At 73.0% G+C, this 14,872-nt stretch carries 16 protein-coding genes and 1 pseudogene; 9 read left to right on the top strand and 8 right to left on the bottom strand.

All coding sequences use genetic code 11. The features are described 5' to 3' along the window. Positions 1 to 5: 5 nt before the first annotated feature. A complete protein-coding gene (locus M8542_RS42860; protein ID WP_257926133.1) occupies positions 6 to 1,289 on the bottom strand; it encodes an NAD(P)/FAD-dependent oxidoreductase in 1,284 nt (427 codons plus the stop codon). Positions 1,290 to 1,530: 241 nt separating this feature from the next. Here M8542_RS42860 and M8542_RS42855 point away from each other — a divergent pair, with 241 nt between their 5' ends. Next, complete coding sequence (locus M8542_RS42855) at positions 1,531 to 4,305, top strand: AfsR/SARP family transcriptional regulator (protein ID WP_308210332.1); 2,775 nt, start codon at positions 1,531 to 1,533, stop codon at positions 4,303 to 4,305. On the opposite strand, the gene M8542_RS42850 is transcribed toward M8542_RS42855, so the two are convergent. The 4 genes from M8542_RS42850 to M8542_RS42835 form a co-directional block, all read right to left on the bottom strand. Further along, positions 4,282 to 4,878 carry a LutC/YkgG family protein gene (locus tag M8542_RS42850; RefSeq protein WP_257926132.1) on the bottom strand — a complete coding sequence of 199 codons (597 nt, stop codon included), beginning with the start codon at positions 4,876 to 4,878 and terminating at the stop codon, positions 4,282 to 4,284. The genes M8542_RS42855 and M8542_RS42850 overlap by 24 nt on opposite strands. After that, entirely contained in the window at positions 4,875 to 6,293 is a 1,419-nt protein-coding gene (locus M8542_RS42845) for a lactate utilization protein B (protein WP_257926210.1), read from the bottom strand. The genes M8542_RS42850 and M8542_RS42845 overlap by 4 nt, the downstream gene beginning before the upstream one ends. Positions 6,294 to 6,310: 17 nt before the next feature. Beyond that, positions 6,311 to 7,036 (bottom strand): (Fe-S)-binding protein, encoded by a 726-nt coding sequence (locus M8542_RS42840; protein ID WP_257926131.1) that lies wholly within the window; start codon positions 7,034 to 7,036, stop codon positions 6,311 to 6,313. Between the two features lie 91 nt (positions 7,037 to 7,127). Then, entirely contained in the window at positions 7,128 to 7,589 is a 462-nt protein-coding gene (locus M8542_RS42835) for a MarR family winged helix-turn-helix transcriptional regulator (protein WP_257926130.1), read from the bottom strand. A gap of 69 nt (positions 7,590 to 7,658) precedes the next feature. Here M8542_RS42835 and M8542_RS42830 point away from each other — a divergent pair, with 69 nt between their 5' ends. Beyond that, positions 7,659 to 8,696: an LLM class flavin-dependent oxidoreductase gene (locus M8542_RS42830; protein ID WP_257926129.1), complete on the top strand. Its 1,038-nt coding sequence runs from the start codon at positions 7,659 to 7,661 to the stop codon at positions 8,694 to 8,696. Then, positions 8,693 to 9,307: an NADPH-dependent F420 reductase gene (locus M8542_RS42825; protein WP_257926128.1), complete on the top strand. Its 615-nt coding sequence runs from the start codon at positions 8,693 to 8,695 to the stop codon at positions 9,305 to 9,307. Before M8542_RS42830 ends, M8542_RS42825 begins: the two co-directional genes overlap by 4 nt. Here the strand turns inward: M8542_RS42825 and M8542_RS42820 are convergent, their stop codons facing one another. Beyond that, a complete protein-coding gene (locus M8542_RS42820; RefSeq protein ID WP_257926127.1) occupies positions 9,308 to 9,586 on the bottom strand; it encodes a helix-turn-helix transcriptional regulator in 279 nt (92 codons plus the stop codon). 187 nt (positions 9,587 to 9,773) lie between these two features. On the opposite strand from M8542_RS42820, the gene M8542_RS42815 reads away from it, so the two are divergent. Beyond that, entirely contained in the window at positions 9,774 to 10,745 is a 972-nt protein-coding gene (locus M8542_RS42815; RefSeq protein WP_308210331.1) for a TerC family protein, read from the top strand. Here the strand turns inward: M8542_RS42815 and M8542_RS42810 are convergent. Continuing rightward, the gene (locus tag M8542_RS42810; RefSeq protein WP_257926126.1) at positions 10,681 to 11,118 is read right to left on the bottom strand and encodes a MerR family transcriptional regulator; all 438 of its coding nucleotides are present in this window, start codon (positions 11,116 to 11,118) and stop codon (positions 10,681 to 10,683) included. The genes M8542_RS42815 and M8542_RS42810 overlap by 65 nt on opposite strands. Before the next feature lie 36 nt (positions 11,119 to 11,154). On the opposite strand from M8542_RS42810, the gene M8542_RS42805 reads away from it, so the two are divergent. The 5 genes from M8542_RS42805 (at position 11,155) to M8542_RS42785 (ending at position 14,749) form a co-directional block, all read left to right on the top strand. Then, positions 11,155 to 11,781, top strand: a complete 627-nt coding sequence (locus M8542_RS42805; protein ID WP_257926125.1) for a class I SAM-dependent methyltransferase — start codon at positions 11,155 to 11,157, stop codon at positions 11,779 to 11,781. 10 nt (positions 11,782 to 11,791) lie between these two features. Then, positions 11,792 to 12,550 carry an IclR family transcriptional regulator gene (locus M8542_RS42800; RefSeq protein ID WP_257926124.1) on the top strand — a complete coding sequence of 253 codons (759 nt, stop codon included), beginning with the start codon at positions 11,792 to 11,794 and terminating at the stop codon, positions 12,548 to 12,550. A gap of 83 nt (positions 12,551 to 12,633) precedes the next feature. Next, complete coding sequence (locus tag M8542_RS42795) at positions 12,634 to 13,665, top strand: Rieske 2Fe-2S domain-containing protein (protein ID WP_257926123.1); 1,032 nt, start codon at positions 12,634 to 12,636, stop codon at positions 13,663 to 13,665. Next, entirely contained in the window at positions 13,662 to 13,826 is a 165-nt protein-coding gene (locus tag M8542_RS42790) for a hypothetical protein (protein ID WP_257926122.1), read from the top strand. Before M8542_RS42795 ends, M8542_RS42790 begins: the two co-directional genes overlap by 4 nt. Next, a complete protein-coding gene (locus tag M8542_RS42785; protein ID WP_257926121.1) occupies positions 13,823 to 14,749 on the top strand; it encodes a PDR/VanB family oxidoreductase in 927 nt (308 codons plus the stop codon). Before M8542_RS42790 ends, M8542_RS42785 begins: the two co-directional genes overlap by 4 nt. On the opposite strand, the pseudogene M8542_RS42780 reads toward M8542_RS42785, so the two are convergent. Next, positions 14,746 to 14,872 (bottom strand): annotated as a pseudogene (locus M8542_RS42780) (IS630 family transposase); the annotation flags it as partial. The gene M8542_RS42785 and the pseudogene M8542_RS42780 sit on opposite strands and share 4 nt — an antisense overlap.

Raw genomic sequence — 14,872 nt, 5'->3', positions numbered from 1 at the left:
ACCGCTCAGCCCATCACCGTCCCCGAGCTGGCCGCATTCCGCGGCCGCTTCCGGGAAAACGCGCCCAGATCGATCTCCAACCCCGTCCGCGGCGCCCGGAACCGCACCGGCGAAGCGTCATGATCCACCCCGCTCTCCACCCGGGCGATCAGTTCCGCCATCAGCCGGCCCACCACCGGGGCGTTCTTGAACTGGTTGCCGCTCGTGCCGATCGCCACGTAGAAACCGCCCAGATCCGTCCGGTCGTAGATCGGGGTCCAGTCGTCGGCCACGTCGTACACCCCCACCACCCCGCGGGCTCGGTTCGGCACCTCGAGGTCCGGGAGGCGCCGGGCCGCGCGCGTCACCTGGGCTTCGAAGACCGCCGCCGTCGGGTGGATGTCCACCGTGTCCGGGTCCTCCGTCCACTCCACGGGGTCGCACGCCGGTTCCGTGCCGCCCACCAGCAGGTCGCCGCCGACTTCGCCGCGGAAGTACGTGCCGAGGTCCATGTCCGCCACCGCCGGTCCCGCATAACCGCCGCGCACCGGCACGTGCGCGACCTCCTGCCGCATCGGGCGGACGCCCACCGTGAAGTCCGACCCCACCCCCGCCAGCCGGTTCAGCGCGCCCGACCACGGGCCCGCCGCGTTCACGACCGCGCCGCACGGGATCCGCGAGCCGTCGGCCAGGCGCACCACCGTCACGTGGCCGCCGGACTTCTCCACCGCCGTCACCGTGCTGCGGAACCGGAGCTCCGCCCCGTGCGCGGCCGCGGCGGCCGCCAGGTTCACCGCCGCGAGGCCCGGATCCGACACGTACCCCGCGTCCGGCGTGTACACCCCGCCGAGCCGGCGGCGGGCGTCCGCCCAGAACTCCTCGTCGTCGAGCCGCTTCGGCGGCCAGTAGCGGCCGACGTCGATGCCCGGCACGCGCTCCGCCAGCGTCGTGGCGTCCCATTCCTCGTACGGGACGCCGATTTCGTCGAACAGCGGCAGCCACGACGCCCGCGGCGCCGCGTCGACGTCGAGCATGACCAGGCCGCTCTTGCGGAACACGGCGAGGTCGCCGACGTCGTGGCCGAGGTGGCCGGCCCAGTCGAGCCAGCCGAAGTGCGCCTCCCAGGCCGTCGCCACCCCGGCGGTGGTCGAGAAGTTGAACCGCACCACCGCGCTCGACGCCGACGTCGACCCCTGCCCGGCCCCGGGCGCGCGCTCGAGCACGACCACCCGGCGCCCCGCCCGCGCGAGCTCGAGCGCGATCGACGCCCCGATCACCCCGGCGCCGATCACGACCACGTCCGTACCCATGCTGTGCCCTTCCTCGAGCGAACCTTGCGCGGGCTCCAGTGTCGGCGCGACGCCCGGGCGGGCGCAGCCGACCGGCGTCGCGGATCCGGGCCGGCCGGGACGACATCTGTAGCCCGCGCCCGGCCGTGTCCACAGGGGACGGTCGCGCGCCGCCGATCGTGTGAAATCCGCACAAATCGCCCCACCACCCGTTCGTCCGGGGTATTGATGCTCACCAGGGGACGTCACAGGGGGTGGCGAAGTGCTGGAAATCCGTTTGCTGGGGGAAGTTTCCGTGCTCGTCGACGGGCGGGCGGTCGAGCTGGGCCCGGCCCGGCAGCGGTGCGTGCTGGCCGCGCTGGCCCTCGACGCCAACCGCGTCGTCTCGATCGACCGGCTGACCGAACGGGTCTGGGGCGACCGGTTTCCGCTTCGCGCCCGCCAGACCCTGCTGAACTACCTTTCGCGGCTGCGCAAGGTGCTGCCGGCCACGGAATCCGCGGGCATCGACCGCCGTCCGGGCGGCTACTGCCTGACCGCGCCCGGCGACGCGATCGACCTCCACCGCTTCCACGACCTGCGCGAGCGGGCCCGGCTCCCGGCCACCGGCGACCGCCAGGCGACCGAGCTCCTCGAGCAGGCGCTCGGGTTGTGGCGCGGCGACGCGCTGACCGGCGTCGACGGCCCTTGGGCCACGGCCGAACGCGACCGCCTGCGCCTGGACCGGCTGAGCGCGGACTGCGACCTCACCGAGGTCCTGCTGCGGCTCGGCCGCGGCGAAAGCCTGGTGGCCGACCTCGCCGCGCGGGTCGCCGAACACCCGCTCGACGAGCGGGTCGCCGGCCAGTACCTGCTGAGCCTGGCCGCGGCCGGGCGCCCCGCCGACGCCCTCGAGCACTACCGGCGCGTCCGCACCCGGCTGGTCGAGGAGCTCGGCGCGGAACCCGGCCCGCAGCTGCGGGAGGTGCACCAGCGGATCCTCGGCGCGGAACCGGGTCCGGCCCGTCCGGCCGCCCGGGTGGCGCCCCGGCCCCGGCAGCTGCCGGCGCCGCCACCGCTGTTCACCGGCCGGGCACGCGACCTCGAAACCCTCACCGACGTCCTCGACGCGGGCGCCGGGGTGGCCATCGCGGCGCTGGCCGGACCGGGCGGCATCGGCAAGACCTGGCTCGCCCTGCACTGGGCGCACGAGCACCTCGACCGCTTCCCCGACGGGCAGCTGTTCGTGGACCTGCGCGGCTTCAGCCCGGCCGGTCGGCCGCTGCCCGCCGGCGCCGCCGTCCGCGGCCTGATCGACGCGTTCGGCGTCGCGCCGCCGGACATCCCGGTCGAGCCGCACGCCCAGAGCGCCCTGCTGCGCAGCCTGGCCGCGGGAAAGCGCTTGCTGATCGTGCTCGACAACGCCGCCGACACCGAGCAGGTCGCGCCGCTGCTGCCGGGCAGCCCCGGCTGCACCGTGCTGGTGACCAGCCGACGGCGGCTGACCGGCCTGATCGCCGGGCACGGCGCGCACCCGCTGGCGCTCGGCGTGATCACCGACGCCGAAGCCCGCGCGCTGCTCGTCGCCCGGCTCGGCGCCGAGCGCGTCGCGGCCGAGCCCGAGGCGGTGGCGGAACTGCTGGCCCGCTGCGGTGGGTTCCCGCTGGCGCTGAGCATCGTCGCCGGGCGCGCGCTCGCCGACCCGGACCTCCCGCTGGCCCGGCCGGCCGCCGAGCTGCGCGAGGCGGGGCTGGCCGCGCTGACCGACGGCGACCCGGCGGCGGACCTGTCCGCGGTCCTGTCGTGGTCCTACCGCGGCCTCGACAAGGAGGAGGCGCGGGTGTTCGCCCTGCTGGGCATCGCACCCGGCCCGGACATCGGCGCCGAGGCCGCGGCCGGCCTCACCGGATTGCCGCCGCGGCAGGCGCGCGCCGTGCTGCGGAGCCTCGAACAGGCGTCGCTCGTGACCCGCGACCAGCACGGCCGCTACCGCATGCACGACCTCGTCCGCCGGTACGCCGCCGCGTGCGCCGAGGCAGACCTGGCCGACGCCGAGCGGGTGGCCGCGCTGCGCCGGCTCGTCGGCTTCGCACTGCACACCGCCTACGCCGCCGAGCGGCTGCTGTACCCGCAGCGCCCGCCGATCGAGCTCACCGCCCCGGCGCCCGGGCACGCGCTCCGCCCGCTCACCGGGTACCCGGACGCGCTGGCCTGGTTCGACGGCGAACACCGCTGTCTGCTGGCGATCCAGCGGGCCGCGAGCGCGCGGGGGTGGCACGCGGCGACCTGGCAGCTGGCCTGGACGCTGACGACGTTCCACACCCGGCGCGGCCTCTTCGACGACGACTTCGAAGCCTGGCAGCTGGCGAAGACCGCGGCCGACCGGCTCGGGGACACCGCCGCCCAGGCCCAGGCCTACCGCAACGCCGGGCGCACCTGCATCTGGCTGGACCGGCCCGCCGAGGCGCTCGGCCACCTGCACCAGGCGCTGGCGCTGACCGAACGCACCCGCGACGGCCACGAGCAGGCCCACACCCACCGCAACCTGGCCCAGGTGTGGGCGAAGACCGGCGACCTCCGGCGGGCGCGTTACCACGCCGTCCACGCGCTGAACCTGTTGAAGGGCCTGGGAAACCCGGCGGGCGCGGCCGACGCGCACAACCAGGTGGGCTGGTACTCGTCACTGCTCGGCGACCACGACGCGGGCCGGACCCACTGCGAGGCCGCGCTCGCCCTGCACCGGGAGCACCACGACCGCGAAGGCGAGGCGGTCGCCCTGCACAGCCTGGGCCACGTCGCCCACCAGAGCGGCCGGCCCGCCGACGCGATCACCTTCTACCAGCTCGCCCTCACCCTGTTCCGCGCCATCGGCAACGCCGACGAGGAAGCCACCACCCTGGACGACCTCGCGTCCTCATACGTGGCTTTCGGCCACCACCGGCAGGCCCGCGCGATGTGGCGCCAGGCGCTCGCGCTGTACCTGGCCCAGCACCGCGCCGCCGACGCCGAGCGGGCCCGCGGCCGGCTGAGCGGCCTAGCCCACCTTCACATCGGGTGAGTCCGCGACCACCACGACGTGCAGGGTCCGCGGCCCGTGCACGCCTTCCACCCGGGTCAGCTCGATGTCGCTGGTGGCGCTCGGCCCGCTGATCCATGTCTGCGGCCGCGCCGGGTCGAGCGCGGCCACCGCCTCCGGCACACCGGCCACGACGCGGTCTTCGCGCAGCACGCACACGTGCACGTCCGGGACCAGGCTCAGCGCGCGCCGTCCCTGGCCGGGGCCGTGGTCGAGGACCAGGGTGCCGGTCGTCGCGATGCCCAGCGCGGCCGTGGTGACGACCGCGTCGAACTCCGTCGGGTCGGCCGGCGAGGGAGCCACGCCGATGTCGTACGGGAACCCTTCGGGCACCAGGACGTTCCGGGCCGGGCCCAGTGCCGACCGGATCGCCGCCGGCGTCTCGGCGGCCGTGCAGCGGGTGAGCGAGGCGCGGTAGTCGACCACGCGCTCGGCGAACAGCTCGACGTCGCCCACCGCGGCGGCGCGGTACCCACGGGCGACCTCCGCCTCCGCGCGGTCCGCGTCCCGCAGTGCGCCGCGGACCGCCGCCAGGATCTCCTCGCGGGCCGTCATCGCCGCCGCCACCAGGCGCGGAACGACTCGCGTGGCGGGGCCGGCAGGTCTCGCGCGTTCGTCCACAGTGAACCGGGCCACGGCAGCCGGGACAGCCCGCGCCGGCCGCCGGGCAGCACGCGGCGGCCGAGCCGGTGCGCGAGGCCCAGGCCGCGTTCGGCGAGGCCGAGCCGACGGGCGTCCGACAGCACCCAGGACGCCGTTTTCATCGCCACCGCCTCGGGTTTCGGCGGGCCGCCGCGGTGCGCGTCGACCACCTGGGCACGCAGGTGCACCAGCACGTCGGGGATGTCGATGCGCACCGGGCACGCCTCGAAGCAGGCGCCGCACAGGCTCGAGGCGTAGGGCAGCGAGTCGGTCTGCTCGTCGACGCCGACGCCCTTGAGCAGCGGGTTGAGGATCGCGCCGATCGGTCCCGGGTACACGGAACCGTAGGCGTGGCCGCCGGTCCGCTCGTAGACCGGGCAGACGTTGAGGCACGCCGAGCAGCGGATGCAGCGCAGCGCCTGGCGGCCGACCTCGTCGGCGAGCGCGCGGGTGCGGCCGTTGTCGAGCAGGACGACGTGCATCTCCTGAGGCCCGTCGCCGGGGGTGACACCCGACCACGTCGAGGTGTACGGGTTCATCCGCTCCCCCGTGCTGGAGCGCGGCAGGAGCTGCAGGAAGACGTCGAGGTCGGCCCAGGCCGGCACGACCTTTTCGATGCCCACCACGGAAACGAGCACCTCGGGCAGGGTCAGGCACATGCGGCCGTTGCCCTCGGACTCGACGACCACGAGGGTGCCGCTCTCGGCGACGGCGAAGTTCGCGCCCGAGACGGCCATCTTCGCGCGCAGGAACTTCTCCCGCAGGTGCTCGCGGGCGGCGGAGGCGAGCTCGGCCGGGTCGTCGGTCAGGTCCGCGGGCGCCCCGCTCATCGCCCGGCGGAAGAGCTCCCGGATCTCCGCGCGGTTGCGGTGGATCGCCGGCACCAGGATGTGGCTCGGCAGGTCGTCGCCGAGCTGCACGATGAGCTCGGCGAGGTCGGTTTCCCAGGCCGTGACGCCGTGTTCGGCGAGCGCCTCGTTGAGGCCGATCTCCTGCGTCACCATCGACTTGACCTTGACGACCTCGTCGACGTCGTGGTCCTTCGCGATCCTGGCGACGATCTCGCAGGCCTCGCGCGCGTCCCGCGCCCAGTGCACGGTCGCCCCCCGCGCCTCGAGCGCGGCTTCCAGCGTCAGCAGGTGCTCGTCGAGGCGCCGCAGCGCGTTGTCCTTGATGGCGGCGCCGGCGAGCCTCAGCTCCTCCCACTCGGCCACTTCCCCGACGACGGCCGCGCGCTTGGCGCGGATCGTGCCGGTGGCGTGGGCGAGGTTGCGGCGCAGCTGGGTGTCGGCGAGCGCTTCCCGCGCCGCGGCCGGAAACGCCGGCATGCCGACGAACGTCGCGCTCACGCGTCCTCCTCGGTCGAGGCCAGCACGTCGGCCAGGTGCAGCACGCGGACGCCGGCCCGCTGCCGCGACAACAGGCCGCCGACGTGCAGCAGGCACGAGTTGTCGCCCGCGACCAGCACCTCCGCGCCGGTTTCCCGGACGTGCCGCGCCTTGTCCGCGCCCATCGCGGTCGACGTCTCGGCGTTCTTCACCGCGAAGGTGCCGCCGAAGCCGCAGCACTCCTCGGCGGCGGGCAGCTCGACGAGGTCGAGCCCGCGGACCGCGCGCAGCAGCCGCAGCGGCTTGTCGGCGACGCCGAGCATGCGCAGCGAATGGCAGGTCGGGTGGTAGGTGACGCGGTGCGGGAAGTAGGCGCCGACGTCGGTCACGCCGAGCACGTCGACGAGGAACTCGCTCAGCTCGTGGACCTTGGGCCCGGTCTCGGCCAGCCGCGGCTCACCGGCCCGGCGCGCGACGATGCCGTGCTGGTGGCGGGCCGAACCCGCGCACGAGCCGGACGGCGTGACGACGTGGTCGTAGCCCGCGAACGCGTCGGCGAACGCGCGCACCACCGGGACGGCTTCGTCGAGGTAGCCGGTGTTCACCATCGGCTGGCCGCAGCAGGTCTGGGCCTGCGGGAAGTCCGCGTCGACGCCGAGGCGGCGCAGCAGCCGGAAGACCGCCTTGCCGGTGTCGGGGAAGAGCGAGTCGTTGACGCAGGTGACGAGCACGGCGACTTTCATGCACGCCCTCCGCGCGTTAAAAGGTTTCAAAACCCAGTGCGGTGACGCTACTACTCAGCTAACCAGCCGGTCAATACCGTGTTGTTACGTTTCATTTCAGCTGGGCGCGCAGCGCTGCCGCGATCTCACCCGCCGCGGCGAGCTGCTCCGGGGTCAACGCGTCGACGAACAGCTCACGCACCGCCGTCAGGTGCGGGACCGTGGCGCCACGGAACGCCGTCGCCCCCTCGGCCGTGAGCACGACCTCGGCGCCCCGGTTGTCCGTCAGGCACTCTTCCCGCCGGACGAGACCCCGCCGCTCCATCCGGCCGAGGTGGTGCGAGAGCCGGCTGCGTTCCCACCCGACACCCTCGGCGAGCTGCGACGAACGCAGCCGTTGCCCGTCAGCCTCGCTGAGCGCGAGCAGCACCGAGTAGTCCCCCGGCGACAGCCCACAGTCCGCCTGCAACCGCGAGCCCAGCTCGGCACGCAGCGCTTCGGCAGTCTCGATGAACCCGCGCCAAACGCGCAGTTCCTCGGTGGTCGGCAGTCGCCGCTTCGCGGGTCGGGTCACCGTGCCTCCTAGTTGACACGTCAATCATATCGGGCGCATGATTGACGTGTCAATCAAAGGAGCCAGCGCATGTCCGACCTGGAGTTCGGTCTCGACACCTTCGGCGACGTCCCCGAGGACGACGAAGGCCGCAAGCTGTCGCACGCCGCCGCCATCCGGCAGGTGCTCGACGAGGCCGTCCTGGCCGACGAGCTCGGCGTCGACGTCATCGCCCTCGGCGAGCACCACCGCCCCGAGTACTCCGTCTCCTCGCCCGAGACGGTGCTGGCCGGCATCGCCACCCGCACCTCGCGGATCCGGCTGTCCTCCGGCGTCACCGTGCTGAGCTCCGACGACCCCGTCCGCGTGTTCCAGCGGTTCGCGACCGTCGACGCGCTTTCGAACGGCCGCGCCGAAGTCATCCTCGGCCGGGGTTCGTTCACCGAGTCGTTCCCGCTGTTCGGCTACGACCTGAGCGACTACGACACGCTGTTCGAGGAGAAGCTCGACCTGTTCGTCCGGCTGCTCGACGAGAAACCGGTGACCTGGCGGGGCACGCTGCGACCGCCGCTGGACAACGCCGACGTCTACCCGAAGACCGACTCCGGCCGGCTGAGCACCTGGGTCGGTGTCGGCGGCTCGCCGCAGTCGGTCGTCCGCACCGCCCGCCACGGCCTCCCGCTGATGCTCGCCATCATCGGCGGGCCCCCGCGGCGGTTCGCGCCCTACCTCGACCTCTACCGCGAGGCCGCCGCGCAGTTCGGCACGACCGCGCACCCGGTCGGCATGCACTCGCCGGGGTTCGTCGCCGACACCGACGAGCAGGCCCGCGAGATCTTCTGGCCGCGCTACCGCGTGATCCGCGACCGGATCGGCAAGCTGCGCGGCTGGCCGCCGATCCGCCGCGAGGAGTACGACCACGACATCGAGCACGGCTCGCTGTACATCGGCTCCCCCGACACCGTCGCCCGCAAGATCGCCGGCGCCGTCAGGGACCTCGGTGTCGGGCGCTTCGACCTGATCTACTCGAGCGGCTCACAACCGGCGAGTGCCCGCCTGCGCGCCGTCGAGCTCTACGGCAGCAAGGTGATCCCCATGGTCCGCGACATCCTCTCGGAGACGAAATGATCATCGGCATCCTCGGCGCGGGCAAGGTCGGCACCGTGCTGGCCCGGCTCGCGCTGGCCGCCGGGCACGAGGTGCTCGTCGCGGGTTCGGGCGCGCCCGCGAAGATCGCGCTGACCGTGCGGGTCCTCACCCCGGGCGCGGTCGCCGCGACGGCCGAGGAGGTGGCCGCCAAGTCCGACGTCGTCATCCTGGCTCTGCCGCTGGGCAAGTACCGCACGATCCCGGCGCTGGCGGGCAAGCTCGTCATCGACGCGATGAACTACTGGTGGGAGGTCGACGGCCACCGCGACGACCTGCGTTCCTCGACCAGCCGGACGGTGCAGGCGCACCTGCCCGACGCCCGCGTCGTGAAAGCCTTCAACCACATGGGTTACCACGACCTCGAAGACGAAGCCCGCCCCGCGGGCACGCCGGGCCGCAAGGCGATCGCCGTCGCCGGCGACGACCCGGCCGACGTCGCGAGCGTCGCGAACCTGGTCGACGAACTCGGTTTCGACCCGGTGCTCGCCGGTTCCCTGGCCGACGGCGTCCGCCTCGAGCCCGGCGCGGAGACGTTCGGCGCGAACGTCAGCGCCGCCGAGCTGCGCGCGATGATCGACCGCTTCGCCTAGTCACTTCTCCAGCCCGAAAGCGGCGACCAGGTCGGCCACGCGGTGGTGCGCTTCCAGCGCGTGCCGCAGCCGGCCCTCGGGGTGGACCGTGTAGTGGTTGCGCCGGCCGACGCGCTCGCGCTCGACGTACCCACCCTCGATCAGGTCGGCGAGAATGAGCTGCACCCCGCGTTCGGTGATGCCGACGCGCTCGGCGATGTCGTGCAGGCGGTGGTCCGGGTCCGCGGCCAGGCACAGCAGGACGTGCGCGTGGTTGCTCAAGAACGTCCACGAAGGCATCGGGTCAGCCTAGCCGTCCACACTTGACAGACGAAGCGCAGTTCGTCATTCTGGAAGGGACGGAGGGGAGTACCCACCCGGTCCGGCATCGTCATTACGGCTGCTTCGAAGCAGACCCGGTGCCGGCGTCACGGTCTTTCGTGGCTGGGGAGACCTCCGGTTCGCCACCGAACCGGAGGAGTGTGCTGTGACCGTCCCGATCTGGGCGTGGGCCGCCGTGCTCGGCGTCATCCTGCTGATGCTCGCGGTCGACCTGTTCGCCCACCGCAAGGCCCACGTCGTCGGCGTCCGCGAAGCGCTGGCGTGGTCGGGGGTGTGGGTCACGCTGGGCGTCGCGTTCGGCGCCGTCGTCTGGTGGGTCTGGGGCGCGGAGCTAGCCGGCCAGTACTTCGCCGGTTACGTGATCGAGAAGTCCCTCGCGGTCGACAACGTCTTCGTGTTCGCGATCATCTTCGGTTACTTCGCCGTGCCACGCGAACACCAGCACCGGATCCTCTTCTACGGCGTGCTCGGCGCCCTGGTGTTCCGGGCGGTGTTCATCGCCGCCGGCTCGGCGCTGCTCGCCAGCTTCGCCTGGATCCTTTACGTGTTCGGCGCTTTCCTCGTCCTCACCGGGATCCGGATGGCCCTGCACCGCTCGGAGACGGTCGACTACGAACGGAACGTCGTCCTGCGCGCGTTCCGCCGGCTGGTGCCGTCGACCGACGTCCACCACGGCAAGAAGTTCCTCGTCCGCGAGGCCGGCCGCTGGGTCGCGACGCCGCTGCTGGCGGTGCTGGTGCTGATCGAGGTCACCGACGTCGTCTTCGCGGTCGACTCGATCCCGGCGATCTTCGCGGTGACCCAGGAACCGTTCCTGGTCTTCACCTCCAACGCGTTCGCGATCCTCGGCCTGCGGGCGCTGTACTTCCTGCTGGCCGACCTGATGCACCGGTTCGTGTACCTGAAGATCGGCCTGGCGCTGGTCCTCGTCTGGGTCGGGGTGAAGATGCTGCTGCTGGAGGTCTACAAGATCCCGACGGGGCTGTCGCTGGCGGTGGTCGGCTTGATCCTGGCGACGGCGGTGGTCGCCAGCCTGCGCCGCACCCGCGCAGTCAGTGCCGATGCGCCCGTTCGTGACTCTCTTCCAGGGAAAGCCCCTGGATCCGGCCCTCGATGACCGTCCAGAAGCGGTCGCACTTCAGCGGTTCCTCGGCCGGGCAGCGGCGACCGTGTTCGAGGGCCTGGCGGGCCACCTCGATCCGGTGCTGCCGCTCGGCCAGCTCCGCCAGCTTCCGGTCGATCAGCTCGTGGCGGCCGTCGAGCTCGCCCGCGACGAACCGGCCGATCTCGGTGAGGGAGAAGCCGATCTCCCGCAGGAAGACGACCACCCCGACGTCCCGGACCGCCGAAGCCGCATAGCGCCTTCGCCCGCCCTCGCGGGCTTCCGGGCGCACCAAGCCGAGCTCGTCGTAGTACCGCAACGTCGTCGCGGGCACGCCGGTGCGCCCGGCGAGCTCGCCGATCGACAGCAAAGCCTCGGTGGCGGTCATTGACTTCGAGGCTACTCGAAGTGCTTTGCTCGCCGCATGGACAGCACGGAGCGCATCCTGAAGTGGTGGGGCCGGCACGGCGGGATCGCCCAGTTCCACCGCCCGACCGGCCCGGCGGGCCACCTCGCCGGCTGGATCATGGGCCGGCGAGGGTCGAACGTCGCACGCAACCGCTGGGCGGCCGGGCTGCTCGACGTCCGGCCGGGCGAACGCGTCCTCGAGCTCGGCTGCGGCCCGGGCGTGGCGCTCGCCGCCCTCGCCGGCCGGGCGGCGCTGGTGGTCGGCGTGGACCACTCGCCGGTGATGATCCGCCAGGCCCGCCGCCGCAACCGGGCCGCCGTCCGGGCCGGCCGGGTGCGCCTGGTCCACGCGCCGGTCTCGCGGCTGCCCGCCGGTCCCTTCGACGCCGCTCTGGCGGTCAACACGGTCGGGATGTGGCCGGAGCCGGCCGAGCGGCTGCGTGAGATCGCCGGGGTGCTGCGTCCCGGCGGCCGGATCGCCCTGGTTTCCCAGCCCCGCTGCCCCGGCGCCTCGGCGGCGACGTCCGCCGCGGCCGCCGAGGAGCTGGCCGGTCTCCTCACCGCCGCCGGGTTCGGGCCCCTGCGCACCGAGCTGCTGAACCTCGACCCGCCGGTGGCCTGCGTGCTCGGCCAGGTGCCTTAGGCTCGGGCCCGTGCCGCATCGAGGTCGGGTTCCCGGGGCCACCGGCCCGGTCCTCGGCCGCGCGCTGCGGGTGCTCGGGGCGTTCTCCCCGGACCGGCCGGCGCTGCGGCTGAGCGAGATCGCCCGCCGCGCCGGGATGCCCGCCGCCACCGCGCACCGGGTGCTGCGCGAGTTCTGCGAGTGGGGCGCGCTCGAACGCGACGAGTCGGGCGTCTACCGCGTCGGGTTGCGGCTGTGGGAGCTCGGCTCGCTGGCCCCGCGCGGGCTGGGCCTGCGGGAGCGGGCCCTTCCGTTCCTCGAAGACCTCTCCCAGATCACCCGCGAGAACGTCCAGCTCGCCGTCCGCGAGGGCGCCGAAGTGGTCTACATCGAGCGGATCGCCGGCACCGGCGCGGTGCCGGTGCTGACCCGCGTCGGCGGCCGGTTCGCGCTGACGGCCACCGGCGTCGGGCTCGTCCTGCTCGCGCACGCCCCCGCCGAAGTGCAGGAAGACGTCCTGCGCAACCCGATCGAGCGGTACACGCCGGAGACGGTCACCGACCCGGACCGCCTGCGGCACATGCTGGCCGACGTGCGCACCCACGGCTTCTCGATCAGCGAGCGCCAAGTGACACTCGACAGCCTTTCGGTCGGGGCGCCGATCCACGACGCGCACGGCCAGGTCGTCGCCGCCGTGTCACTGGTGGTCCGGCACGGCAGCGCCGCACCGCACGCACTCGCCCCGCTGGTGATGACCAGCGCCCGGGCGATCTCGCGCGCGCTCGGCTGAGCTTTCCATCTTATGGAATCGCCCTTCGTGGCGGCCGTCACGCTGTCGCACGCTGGGCACCCCGCCACGAAAGGACGAACACGATGAGCGCGATCCCCCGCGACCAGTGGTACGTCGCCGCCTACGGCTCCGAAATCGGCACGGAGCTGTTCAGCCGCACCATCTGCGGTGAGCCGATCCTGTTCTGGCGCACGCGCGAAGGCACCGTCACGGCCATGGCCGACCGGTGCGCGCACCGGCGGTTCCCGCTTTCGCAGGCGCCGTCCCGGCTGGTCGACGACCAGGTCGTCTGCGGTTACCACGGGTTCACCTACGGCGTCGACGGCAAGTGCGTCGCCGTGCCCGGCCAGACCCGGGTGCCGCGGACCGCGCGGCTGCGGCAGTACCCCTTGGTGGAACAGGACTCCTTCGTCTGGGTGTTCATCGGCGACCCCGAAAAGGCCGACACCGCGAGCATTCCGCGCGCGCCCTACCTCGACTCCCCCGGCTACACGACGGTCGCCGGGATGGAACCGCTGCGGGCCCGGTATTCGCTGCTCGTCGACAACCTGCTGGACCTGTCCCACGAGACCTACCTGCACGGTGGCTACATCGGCACGCCGGAGGTGGCCGAAACGCCGATCACGACCGAGGTCGACGACGAAGCCGGCGTCGTCTACGTGTCCCGGCACATGGCCGACGCGGCCTGCCCGCCGTTCTACGCCAAGTCCACCGGCCTCCAGGGCCGCATCACGCGCTGGCAGGACATCGAGTACACGCCGCCGTGCCTGTACAAGCTGCACAGCCGCATCGCGCCGGTCGGGTCGGCGCCGAACCCCGACGGCAGCGACCCGGACGCCTTCCACGTCGAGGTCGTCTACGCGATCACCCCCGAGACCGAGCACTCGACGCACGACTTCTGGGCCGTGGCCCGGGACTTCGCCCTCGACGACGACGGCGTGTCGGCCTTCCTCGCCGAGAACAACCGGACCGTCGTGCTGCAGGACGTCGAAGCACTCGACGTCCTCGAGCGGGTGCTCGCCGCGGAACCGGACGGCTACCAGGAGCTGTCGATCAACATCGACACCGGCGGGCTCGCCGCGCGCCGGCTGTTGCAGCGCCTGGTCACGTCGTGAACCGGCCGATGCTCGCCGGCGACCGCGTCTACCGGATCCACTGGGTGCTCGGCACCGACCGGCTCCGCGCGGTCTGCCACTGCGCGGCCGAGCGCGAGTTCGAGGATCCGGTGCGGCTGTGGGAATGGCTGCTGGCCCACCCCGAAGGACACGACGCATGACACTCGAACTGGTGCTGGCGCACAAGGAAAAGCTCGCCGACGACGTCGTCCGGCTCACCCTCCGCGCACCGGACGGAACACCGCTGCCGCCGTGGGAGCCCGGCGCGCACGTCGACCTCGTGCTGCCCGGCGACGTCGTCCGCCAGTACTCGCTGTGCGGCCGCCCCGAGGACACCTCGGCGTACCAGGTCGCGGTGCTGCGCGAGCCCGGCGGCCGCGGCGGGTCCGCCCGGGTGCACGAACTCGTGGTGGGACAACGCCTCCGCGTCGACGGGCCACGCAACCACTTCGCGCTGGTGGACGCCGAACGCTACCTGTTCCTCGCCGGCGGCATCGGCATCACGCCGCTCCTGCCGATGATCAGCCACGTCGCCGCGGCCGGCCGCGACTGGCAGCTGGTGTACGGCGGCCGGACGCGCTCGTCGATGGCCTTCACCGACCTCCTGAGCCAGGACGACCGGGTGACGCTCCGGCCGCAGGACGAGCACGGACTGCTCGACCTGCCGTCGGTGCTGGCCGAGCCGCGCCCGGACACCGCGGTCTACTGCTGCGGCCCGGAACCGCTGCTGGCGGCGGTGGAAGCGCACTGCGCCTCGTGGCCGTCGGACGCCCTGCACGTCGAACGGTTCGCCCCGAAGGCGGCCGGCAGTCCGCAGAGCGCGTTCGAGGTCGAGCTGGCCGGTTCTGGCCGCGTGCTGCCGGTGCCCGCGGACCGCTCGATCCTCGACGTGGCCGAGGAAGCCGGGCTCCCCGTGCTGTCGTCGTGCCGGGAAGGCACGTGCGGCACGTGCGAGACCGGCGTCCTCGGCGGGACACCGGACCACCGCGACTCGGTGCTGACCGAGGCGGAACAGCGTGCGGGAGACGTGCTGATGATCTGCGTCTCCCGCTCGTGCTCACCGCGGCTGGTGCTCGACCTCTAGTGTCCTGAGTCGTTAATTCGTTGGCAGTATGCGGCGAGGGTGTCGAGGATCTGGTCGGCGGTTTTGGTCCAGACGAAGGGTTTGGGGTCGTCGTTCCAGGCGCCGATCCAGGCCTCGACGTCG

Source organism: Amycolatopsis iheyensis (genome assembly GCF_024703995.1).
Classification (GTDB): domain Bacteria; phylum Actinomycetota; class Actinomycetes; order Mycobacteriales; family Pseudonocardiaceae; genus Amycolatopsis; species Amycolatopsis iheyensis.
The sequence above is the reverse complement of the archived record's forward strand: the minus strand, read 5'-3'. Positions and strand labels throughout refer to the sequence as shown.

What these genes read in the sequence shown, in the direction of transcription:
- M8542_RS42860 (WP_257926133.1), bottom strand. Translation starts at nt 1,289, where the DNA reads ATGGGTACGGACGTGGTCGTGATCGGCGCCGGGGTGATCGGGGCGTCG.
- M8542_RS42850 (WP_257926132.1), bottom strand. Translation starts at nt 4,878, where the DNA reads ATGACGGCCCGCGAGGAGATCCTGGCGGCGGTCCGCGGCGCACTGCGG.
- M8542_RS42845 (WP_257926210.1), bottom strand. Translation starts at nt 6,293, where the DNA reads ATGCCGGCGTTTCCGGCCGCGGCGCGGGAAGCGCTCGCCGACACCCAG.
- M8542_RS42840 (WP_257926131.1), bottom strand. Translation starts at nt 7,036, where the DNA reads ATGAAAGTCGCCGTGCTCGTCACCTGCGTCAACGACTCGCTCTTCCCC.
- M8542_RS42830 (WP_257926129.1), top strand. Translation starts at nt 7,659, where the DNA reads ATGTCCGACCTGGAGTTCGGTCTCGACACCTTCGGCGACGTCCCCGAG.
- M8542_RS42825 (WP_257926128.1), top strand. Translation starts at nt 8,693, where the DNA reads ATGATCATCGGCATCCTCGGCGCGGGCAAGGTCGGCACCGTGCTGGCC.
- M8542_RS42820 (WP_257926127.1), bottom strand. Translation starts at nt 9,586, where the DNA reads ATGCCTTCGTGGACGTTCTTGAGCAACCACGCGCACGTCCTGCTGTGC.
- M8542_RS42810 (WP_257926126.1), bottom strand. Translation starts at nt 11,118, where the DNA reads ATGACCGCCACCGAGGCTTTGCTGTCGATCGGCGAGCTCGCCGGGCGC.
- M8542_RS42805 (WP_257926125.1), top strand. Translation starts at nt 11,155, where the DNA reads ATGGACAGCACGGAGCGCATCCTGAAGTGGTGGGGCCGGCACGGCGGG.
- M8542_RS42795 (WP_257926123.1), top strand. Translation starts at nt 12,634, where the DNA reads ATGAGCGCGATCCCCCGCGACCAGTGGTACGTCGCCGCCTACGGCTCC.
- M8542_RS42785 (WP_257926121.1), top strand. Translation starts at nt 13,823, where the DNA reads ATGACACTCGAACTGGTGCTGGCGCACAAGGAAAAGCTCGCCGACGAC.